This window comes from Marinobacter sp., from assembly GCF_046484525.1.
In the GTDB taxonomy this organism is placed as follows: domain Bacteria; phylum Pseudomonadota; class Gammaproteobacteria; order Pseudomonadales; family Oleiphilaceae; genus Marinobacter.
Map to the genome: position 1 here is coordinate 1 of NZ_JAWOIS010000079.1, position 9,774 is coordinate 9,774.

Annotated in this window: 8 protein-coding genes and 1 pseudogene; 8 read left to right on the top strand and 1 reads right to left on the bottom strand. The window is 63.1% G+C overall.

Annotated elements, in window-relative coordinates; genetic code table 11:
- A partial coding sequence (locus tag R6W86_RS16020; RefSeq protein ID WP_410330362.1) for an enoyl-CoA hydratase-related protein occupies positions 1-232 on the top strand: 232 nt, incomplete at its 5' end.
- A gap of 178 nt (positions 233-410) precedes the next feature.
- On the top strand, positions 411-794 hold the full coding sequence (locus tag R6W86_RS16025; RefSeq protein ID WP_410330363.1) for a hypothetical protein: 384 nt from the start codon (positions 411-413) through the stop codon (positions 792-794).
- Here R6W86_RS16025 and R6W86_RS16030 read toward each other — a convergent pair.
- Positions 746-3,193 (bottom strand): annotated as a pseudogene (locus R6W86_RS16030) (NAD-glutamate dehydrogenase domain-containing protein); the annotation flags it as partial. The gene R6W86_RS16025 and the pseudogene R6W86_RS16030 overlap by 49 nt on opposite strands.
- A 160-nt stretch (positions 3,194-3,353) precedes the next feature.
- On the opposite strand from R6W86_RS16030, the gene R6W86_RS16035 reads away from it, so the two are divergent.
- From R6W86_RS16035 to R6W86_RS16060, 6 genes are all read left to right on the top strand, one after another.
- Positions 3,354-4,316, top strand: a complete 963-nt coding sequence (locus R6W86_RS16035; protein ID WP_410330364.1) for an AAA family ATPase — start codon at positions 3,354-3,356, stop codon at positions 4,314-4,316.
- 32 nt (positions 4,317-4,348) lie between these two features.
- Positions 4,349-5,296: a DUF58 domain-containing protein gene (locus R6W86_RS16040; RefSeq protein ID WP_410330365.1), complete on the top strand. Its 948-nt coding sequence runs from the start codon at positions 4,349-4,351 to the stop codon at positions 5,294-5,296.
- Positions 5,293-5,763 (top strand): DUF4381 domain-containing protein, encoded by a 471-nt coding sequence (locus R6W86_RS16045; RefSeq protein ID WP_410330366.1) that lies wholly within the window; start codon positions 5,293-5,295, stop codon positions 5,761-5,763. The genes R6W86_RS16040 and R6W86_RS16045 overlap by 4 nt, the downstream gene beginning before the upstream one ends.
- A complete protein-coding gene (locus tag R6W86_RS16050) occupies positions 5,757-6,782 on the top strand; it encodes a vWA domain-containing protein (RefSeq protein ID WP_410330367.1) in 1,026 nt (341 codons plus the stop codon). Before R6W86_RS16045 ends, R6W86_RS16050 begins: the two co-directional genes overlap by 7 nt.
- The gene (locus R6W86_RS16055; RefSeq protein ID WP_410330368.1) at positions 6,775-8,568 is read left to right on the top strand and encodes a VWA domain-containing protein; all 1,794 of its coding nucleotides are present in this window, start codon (positions 6,775-6,777) and stop codon (positions 8,566-8,568) included. The genes R6W86_RS16050 and R6W86_RS16055 overlap by 8 nt, the downstream gene beginning before the upstream one ends.
- Before the next feature lie 17 nt (positions 8,569-8,585).
- Positions 8,586-9,774, top strand: a 1,189-nt coding sequence (locus R6W86_RS16060) for a BatD family protein (RefSeq protein ID WP_410330369.1), incomplete at its 3' end; no start/stop codon positions are given.

The following is a 9,774-nucleotide window of genomic DNA, read 5'->3' on the forward strand; positions in this document are numbered from 1 at the left end:
CGAGGGGAAGCACCTGGAGAAGGCGAAGGAGATCGCCGGGCGAATGGCACGATGGAGTCCGGTGGCCCTCCGACTCGCCAAGCAGTCCATCCGCAGCGCCTTCGAAACCCCGCTCTCCGCGGGGCTGGAACTCGAGCGCGAACTCTTTCTCGCGGCGTTCGCCTCCGAGGACGGCCGGGAGGGCGTGCGCGCCTTCGTGGAGAAGCGGGACCCGGACTTCACGGGTCGCTGAGCCGCCCCCGCGGAAGTATCCCGGCTGGCGATCTTCGATCGAGCGCCTCCGACCCGGCACCCCTCATCCGGCGGAGCCCGCTGGCGGCCAGCCGCGCGACGCGTAGATTGCGATGCATGTTCGACACCCGAACAGCCCCGCCGCAGTCCCGACCCGCCCGAAGGAGGGACCTCTCCGCGTGAAGATCTCCCACGTCCGGATCGCCGTCTTCGGCTTCTTCATCCTGTACGCGCTCGCCGTCACGTGGCCGGGCGCCGTCCCCTTCAACCGCGCCAGGCCCTTCATTCTCGGCCTCCCCTTCACGATGGCGTGGGCCGTCCTCTGGATCGTCCTGGGGTGCGTCGCGCTCTGGATCCTGGACTGGAGCGAGACGCGCGCGCGCCCCGACGGCGGGCCGGAAGGCGCCGCGCGCGTGGCGCACCGGGCGGCCGCGGAGGGCGGGCATCCGGTGCGTGAAGCGGCGCCGGGTCAGCGCCGCCGCGGCCACGACGCCGACTCCGACCGCGCCGCCGGGGCGACCTTGCCGCCCCGGAGGTGCACGCCCTCGACCCTCGGCGAGTAAACGAAAATCTCGAACATCGGCAGCGGCAGCGGCATGTCCGGAATGCATGAAGGATCAAACTTCACACTGATGTATGACTTCGGCTTGCCGTCGTCATCCAACTGGTAATAGTTGGTGCGCAGGGTAGCCTGCATCAGCTCCAGGTAGAGACGCAGGACACGGTCTTCACTGAGGTTTTCAACCTTGTCCAGGCCCGCGCTGAATTCGATCTCCAGTTTCTGCTGGGCCGCCTCGCTCTTGCCCTTGCTCTGATAACGCTCCGGGTTGAAGCGGATGTCAAAGAGGTCCAGCAGGGTCCGGGTCAGCTGGACATGGTTGACCAGGGTATTGGAGATGAAGGTCTGACTGTTGGAGAAACGGATCTGGCGCATGTAACGGGCGTAGGTACGCAACAGGGCAATCTCGCGCCAGCTCATGTACGACGACAGCAGCAGGCGGTTGAAGGCGTCGTTTTCCGCTTCGCCGTGCCAGACCCGGCGGAACAGCTCCTCGAAAATCGGCCGGATGCGGTGGATGTCCACCACTTCCCCGGTGTGGGCCTGCAGGGTGAAATCGTGGATCCATACCGACTTGCCGTGGCGGTCGAGGACCTCGAACGGATGCTCTCCGATCACCCGGAAGCCCAGGTTATCAAAGATCGGCATCACGTCCGACAGCGGCAGGGGCTCATCCGGGTAGAACAGCTTGAAATGGAGGGTGCTCTCATCCTCCTCCAACGCCCGGTAAAAACTCATGGCCAGATCATCTCTATCCGCCGAAGCAGCGATGTGATCAAGGTCGATTGCAGCCCGGCGCGGCGAGAACATATCGGTGTAACTTGGCGGAAATCCTCCAGCCCAGAGCCGGTAGAATTCGTTGCCGCGCTCCTCGCCGTAGGCTTCGCTGAGCGCCTCGTAGAGACCGTCGCGCCAGGACTGGGCCAGGTCGATCACCTTTTCCCGGATCTCGGCGATCGGCAATTGGCGATTCTCTACCTGCGGCACCCGGATGGTGAACTGCACCCGGGCAAGGACCGACTCGGAGAAGTGGGTGACAAACTCGATGTCCTCCGCTTCCAGGGTCTCGAACAGCACCTGCTCCACTTTCAGACGCAGCTCGGTGTTGTAGATGTCCCGCGGGAAGAAGGCCAGGCAGGTGACAAACTGGCCATAGACATCCTCTCGCATAAACAGCTCGATGCGGCGGCGCTCCTGGATGTAGAGAATATTCTTGGCCACCCGGAGCAGCTCATCGGTCTCGATCTGGAGCAGCTCATCCCGTGGGTAAAGCGTGAGGATCTGTTCCAGTTCCTTGCCGGCGTAGTCATCCCGCAGAAAGCCGGAACGCTTCATCACACTCTGGAACTTCCGGCGTAACAGTGGAATCTCATCGGGCCGCTCGTTATAGACCCGGGCGGTATACAGGCCCAGGAACCGACGCTCACCGACCACGTCGCCCTTGTCGTCGAACTTCTTGACCGCGATGTAGTCCGGGTAGGCCGGGCGATGCACCCGCGAGCGCTGGGCGGATTTGGCGAAGATGAAGATGTCGTCGGTGCGGGTCATTTCGTGCCGGGTGCGCTGGGGCAGCTCGTTCAGGCGGACCCGGTCCGGCCGTTCGTTGTTGACCCGCAAAATACCCAGCTCCGAGTTCTCGACCCGGCGCACAACCACACCGCTCTTATCCTTCACATAGTCGTATTCGTCGTAACCCAGGAAGGTAAAGTGGTCCTGAGCCAGCCAGTTGAGGAACGCCCTGGCCTCCTCCTTTTCCTCGTCGCTGATGCCGGCGGTGGTATCGTCCAGCTCGCCGATGATCCGGTTGACCTTGTCAGTCACCACATTGAAGTCCGAGACCGCGATCCGCACTTCGTGCAGTACCGTCTGCAGCGCCTCCTCCAGATCTTTCAGATCCGACGGATTACTGTGGCGGTCGATCTCGAGAACGATAAAGGCTTCGTACTCCGCTCCCGAGCCGCTCTTCTTGGTGGAGTGCAGCTTCTTGAGCTTGCCGTCCTTGTCACGGTCGACCTGCAGGATCGAATGCTGAATGGAATGGGTGCCGATTTCCCGCTGGTTGATGGCGATCCGCAGGGAATCGATCAGGAACGGAATGTTCGGATGCAGAATAAAGATGACAGTGTGAGTGGACTGCCAGCCGTCACTTTCCAGATCCGGATTGAATACCGAGACCGGGGTTTCCTCCGCACTTCGCTTCTGCAGGAATTGCCAGGCAGCGAGAATGGCGCCGTAGGTATCCGAGAATCGCCGACTCACTAACTCTTCAAGAGGGATGTGCGCGTAATGCTGCTTTGCAAATTCACTGATTTTTTTCGCCTCTGTCTTCGCAATTTTCTGGGAAAACGCATCAGCGAGTTGCTCAAAAAACTGTTCCTTGCGGGCCACAGTCAACGCGTTCATGATCTACCTCTTGTCAGTGTGAAATAAACGTAATCGACGTAATGCCACATAAGCATAGTCAAGCCCTTGATTTTTGCTGCCCAGATGCGAAAACTGCGGCAACTACTTACGAACAATACGGTTCCTTGACGGGACATGGATAGGGGAGCAGTTACATCCAATGTCACTACAGCATACGTTCAGGGAGTTAAGGTCACAGTTAGCCAAAAGGATCATTGGCCAGGAAAAACTGGTAGACCGGCTGCTCATTGCCCTGTTGGCGGACGGCCACCTGCTGGTGGAAGGGGCGCCCGGGCTGGCCAAGACCACCGCCATCAAGGCCCTGGCGGATCACCTCGAAGGGGACTTCCACCGTATCCAGTTCACCCCGGACCTGCTGCCGTCGGATGTTACCGGCAGCGAGATCTACCGGGCCGAAACCGGACAATTCGAATTCCAGAAGGGTCCCATCTTCCACAACCTCGTACTTGCTGACGAAATCAACCGTGCGCCCGCGAAGGTACAGTCTGCCCTACTGGAAGCCATGGGTGAACGGCAGGTCAGTGTCGGCCTCAAGACCTTTCCCCTGGACAAGCTGTTTCTGGTCATGGCCACCCAGAACCCGATCGAACAGGAGGGCACCTACCCGCTGCCCGAAGCTCAGTTGGACCGCTTCCTGATGCACGTGGTAATTGACTACCCTTCAGCCGAGGCCGAAAAAGCCATCCTGCACCTGGCGAGGAACGATTACCGCCAGGGACTGCCCAAGGCGGAAACCCGGATCAGTGCGGAACAGGTCTTTGCCGCGAGGGCCGAGGCGGCGGACATCTACATGGCCGAACCGGTTGAGCAATATCTACTGGCCCTGGTACTGGCAACCCGGGATGCAGCCAGCCTGGACCCCGAACTGGCCCGCTGGACCGCGTTCGGCGCCAGCCCACGGGGTACCATTGCCCTGGACCGCTGTGCCCGTGCCAGTGCCTGGCTGGACGGCCGGGACTATGTCACCCCCGATGACGTCCGGGCCATGGCCTTTGATGTGCTCCGGCACCGGATCCTGCTGACCTTCGAGGCCGAAGCCGAGGGCATGACGCCGGACGCGATCATCGCGCGCCTGATCGACCGGGTTCCGGTCGCCGCCTGAGCCCCTCACATTCCTGTGCAAGACCAAACACCATGGTAAGCAGCCAAGCCACCACACACATCAGCCTGCCCGACCTGATCCGGTTGCAGGCCGATGCCCGGGCCCTGAAGCTGCCCTCGGCGCGACCGCTCCGGTCCCGGCAGGCAGGCCTGCAGCGCTCGCCGCAACGGGGGCGCGGCATGGCCTTTGCCGAGGTTCGCCAGTACCAGCCGGGCGATGACATCCGCAGCATCGACTGGCGGGTTACTGCCCGGCGCCAGTCCCCCCACACCAAACTGTACGAAGAGGAACGGGAACGTCCGGTACTGCTGTTGTGTGATCTGGGTCCGACCCTGTTCTTTGCCAGCACCGGCGCCTACAAACAGGTCCGCTGCGCCCAGCTGGCGGCGATCCTCTCCTGGCTGGCGCTCTGGGCCGGCGACCAGGTCGGCGGTATCGTCTTCAACGGCCAGCACCTGGAGGTACTGCGCCCGGCCCGTCGCAAGAAGTCGGTGTTACGGTTGCTGGACTCCCTGGCGGAACAGCAACACAAACCCGACCGGCATGGCGGGCTGCCCACCACCGGCATGAAAAATGGCCCCTGGCTCGATCAGGCCCTGGCCGAAGCACGGCGCGTTGCCCACACCGGCAGCCGTATTTTCGTGCTGAGTGATTTCCTGCAAATCTCGGACGAGACCTCCTCCCTGCTGGGTGCCCTGGCACGCCACAATGTCGTCAACGCCGTACGGATTGTCGATCCCCTGGAGCAGCATCTGCCCGACAGCGGCCGGTTCGCCGTCGCAGGGCCCGACGGCCCGATCTGGTTCGATGCCGGCAATCCCCGTTTCCAGAAAGCCTGGCGGGAACGCATTACTGCCCACGAAACACGGCTGGCTTCCTGTTTCCGCACTGCCGGCGTGGTTTCCGCGACGGTTTCAACCGGCGAGGATCCTGCCTCGGTGCTGAAGTCCCTGCTCGGGCCAAGAGGGCGCATCGGATGAATCCGCAGGATCCCCTGAGCCAGCTGCGCGACATCCATCTTCCCGCCACTGGTGGTTTCTGGCCACCGGCGCCGGGCTGGTGGGTGCTTGCCGTGCTTATCCTGGTTGTCCTGGCGCTGGCGGTGGCAGCCTTGCTTCGCCGCAGGCGTCGCAATCGCTGGCGCAGGCAGGCAACCCTCGCTCTGACCGACCTCGAGCAAAAGGCGGAACCGACGCCTGCCTGGTTCGCCAGCCTCAACACCCTGCTCAAGCAGGCAGCCAGGGAATGCCACCCGGGAAGCCGGCCCCAGGCCCTCAGCGGTGGCGCCTGGGTGGATTTCCTGATCGCCACGGCGCCAGAGGGGCAAAGTCCTGAACGACACCGGCTCGAGGCGATGGTCCATGCCGCCTGGCAGCCAACGGTAAAGGCCGATCCCGTCGAAGCGATCCAGTTTGCCCGTCACTGGCTGGGAGGGCAGAAATGCTGAGCCTGGCCTATCCCTGGGTCCTTGTCATCGCCCTGCTCCCGCTGTTGATCCAGTGGCGCCGACCGACCCGCAGGCAGGTGGACGCACCGATCCTGCCCACCGGGCACTGGTTATCCGACTTGCCCGGCGTCAGTCGTCAAGGGAGCGCCACCCCGTGGTGGCGCAGACTGCTGCTCGTTCTTCTTTGGCTCCTCCTGGTGCTGGCGTTGGCGCGACCCCAGTATGTGGGTGAGCAGGTGCAGCTGCCTGTTACCGGGCGCGACCTCATGCTGGTGGTGGATATCTCCCCCTCCATGGACGAACGGGACATGGTGATCCAGGGCCGCAGCATCAACCGTCTGCAGGCGGTCAAACACGTGCTGAACGATTTCATCTCGCGGCGCAAAGGCGACCGGCTCGGCCTCATCCTGTTTGGCACCGAGCCCTATGTCCAGGCGCCACTGACCTTTGACCTGGAAACCGTGCGCACCCTGATGCAGGAATCGGGGCTGGGCATGGCAGGCCGGGCCACGGCGATCGGTGACGCCATCGGATTGTCCGTCAATCGGTTACGGGAACGCCCCCAGGAACAGCGGGTTGCCGTGCTGCTCACCGACGGCGCCAACACCGCGGGGGAGATCAGTCCCGACAAGGCCACGGAAATCGCCGCAGCAGCCGGCGTCCGGCTGTATACCATCGGGATCGGGGCCGACACCATGGTGCAGCGGGGCCTGCTCGGTTCCCGACGGGTGAACCCCTCCCGGGACCTGGACGAAAGCCTGCTCACCCGCATGGCACAGGCCACCGGCGGCCAGTACTTCCGAGCCCGTAGCCTGCCCGAACTGGAAATGATCTATGAAAGCATCAACCAGCTCGAAGCCATCGAACTGGAGGGCAAATTCTACCGTCCGGTGACCGAGCTGTTCGTCTGGCCGGCGGGTATGGCGACCGGTCTGTGGCTGATTGCCGCCCTGACAAGCCTCGCCGCCCGACGCAGCCAATCCCGCACAGAAGCGCGGGGAGGAGCGCAACATGGCTGACTTCCATTTCCTTCGCCCGCTCTGGTTGCTGCTACTTCTCGCGGTACCGATACTCGTGGTGATAATCCGCAACGCAGGCCACGGCGATAGTGGCTGGTCACGACTGATTCCTGCACCCCTGCTGTCGCCTCTGATCCGGACCGGGGGTCAGCAGAATGGTAGAGGTGGTTCTCCGCTTGTTCCGGTCTCCCTGGCGCTGGTGATACTGGCTGTTGCCCTGGCCGGCCCGGCCTGGCGGGAAGCACCCACGCCCCTGAAACAGCCGGGAGACAGCCTGGTCATGGTGCTGGACCTGTCGCTGTCCATGGTCGCCACCGATGTGGAACCCGATCGCCTGACCCGAGCCAAACGCAAGATCCGGGATATCCTCAAGACCCGGGAGGGCAGCCTCAATGGTCTGGTGGTCTACGCAGCCGATGCTCACGTGGTCACGCCCCTGACCGATGATGCCCGCACTATCGAAGCCATGCTCAACGTGCTGGACCCGACGATCATGCCGGCCCAGGGCAACCGCGCCGATCTGGCGGTCACCCGGGCAACGGAACTGCTCGAACAGGGCGCCCCGGGCAGAGGCAAGATCCTGCTGATCACCGATGATGTCCGGGAGGGATACCTGCCCGGCATCACCCACGCTCTGGCAGGCACGCCTTACTCCCTGAGCACCCTGATGGTCGGCACCGAGGGCGGCGGCCCCATACCCCTGGCCAAGCGGGGCTTCATGCGGGAAAACGGGGAGATCGTGATTACCCGTGCCAACCCCGGTGCGCTTTCCCGTGTGGCCACGGAAACCGGCGGTTCATTTCACGCCCTGACCCTCGACGACACCGATATCGAGGCACTGAAACTGGCGCCCTCGGACAGCGATGACTGGCAATCCGCCGATGCAGACCGGACCGTGAACCGATGGCAGGATGACGGCTACTGGCTGCTCTGGCTCGCGCTCCCGCTTCTCCTGCTGGGCTGGCGCCGGGGCGGGTTCGCGGTGCTTGCCCTGCTGATCCTGCCCCTGATGCCCGAACCGGCGCAGGCCGCCAGCTGGGACAGCCTCTGGCAGCGCGAGGACCAACGCGCGCCGGAATTGATCCGGGAGGATCCTGAACAGGCCGCCCGTGAACTCGAAGGCCCCTCCTGGCGGGCCCCTGCACTCTACCGGTCCGGTAAGTATGAACAGGCCGCCAAACTGTATGGATCACTGGACGGTCCGGAGGCAGATTACAACCGGGGCAATGCCCTGGCCCGGGCCGGCAAGCTCGAGCAGGCACTGGAAGCCTACGACAAGGCCCTGGCACAGGCACCGGAGATGGAAGACGCCCGCCACAACCGGGATCTGGTAAAGCAACTGCTGGAACAGCAGCAACAGCAACAGAATCAGCAAGGCCAGGGTGACAGCCAGCAACAACAGAACCAGAATTCCGAGGGCGGCAGCCAGGACAATCCGTCGCAGCAGGGCGATGACCAACAAGCCGGACAGCAGCCTTCTCCTTCCGGGGAGGATCCATCTGGCCAATCGGACAGCCGTCAGCAGAACGGTCAGGGCGAACAGGAATCGGACCCCGCGCAATCGCAGCAGGATTCGGATACAGGCCAACAGGGAGAGTCCCGGGAACAACAGGACGCGCAACAGGCACAAGCCCCGGCCGCAATCTCGGAAACACCCCTGACCCAGGGGCAGGAACAATGGCTCAGACGCATTCCGGACAATCCCGGCGGCCTGCTGCGCCGGAAATTCCTGCAACAGTACCAGGAACGTCAGACACCACCCGCTGAGGGCGATACACCATGGTAAAACGGATATTGGCAAAAATGACGGGATTGTGGCTGCTCATGGCGCTGGCCTTCCCGGCCTGCGCCGGTGAGCTGTCCGTGGAGCCTGACCGCAAGCAGTTGTATGAGGGCGAGGTGCTGACCGTCACGGTCAGGGGCACCATGGAACTGGACATCAACCTGAGCAACCTGTTTGAGTTCGATCTGTCCCAGCTGCCCGCGCCGGACATCGAAAAGGTCGAACCGGATTTCGAGATCCTCGCCCGCAACCAGCAATACAGTATCCGCACCGTCAACAGCCAGATGATCGGCGAGATCACCTGGACCTACCAACTGGCCCCCACACACACCGGCAAACTTACCATTCCCGAACTCACCTTCAAGGATGCCACCTCGGAGCCAGTGACCGTTGAGGTGATCTCGGGCTCCGGGCCGGACCAGGGCCCCGAAGTCCGGGACAGCTTTGTCGAGCTGTCCGCGGACAAGGCCGAGGTCTATGTGCAGGAACAACTGACCCTGACGGTTCGCCTGTTCTTTACCGGCAATCTCATCCGGGGCGAACTGTCCGAGCCGGAACACCCTCATGCCATCATCGAGAGCCTGGGAAAACAGCAAGAATATACCCGGTTCCGCGACGGCGTCCGTTATCGGGTCGTTGAGAGGCGTTATGCAGTGTTTCCACAGAAGACGGGTGAGCTTGACCTGCCCCCCATCCGGTTCGAGGGCCAGGCCCGGACCCAGGAAGGCAAGCTGCAGTTCCTGAGGGACAGCGAGGAGTTCTTTACCGTTCCGGTAAAACCGGTACCGGCCGAATTTACCGGCAATACCTGGCTTCCCGCCAGCGACCTGTCCCTGGAAGAAAGCGGCCTGCCACCGACCCTGGACGTGGACATGGGCGAGAACCTGACCCGCCGGATCACCCTGAAAGCCAGCGATCTTCCTTCGGAGGCGCTGCCGCCGCTACCCGAGAGCACACCACCGGGAATCCGCGCCTACCCCGACCAGCCGGGGAGAAGCACCGAGGTGACGCCCGAGGGATTGATCTCCACCCTGGAACAGACCATCGCGCTGGTCCCCGTGCAAGCCGGTGAGATGACGTTACCGGAGATCAGGATTGCCTGGTGGGACACCAACACCGACAGCCAGCAGGTCGCGATGATTCCTGCCCGGACCCTGTCAGTAACCGATACCGGCGCCGCCGTGCCACCCTCCCCGCAACCGCCTGCGG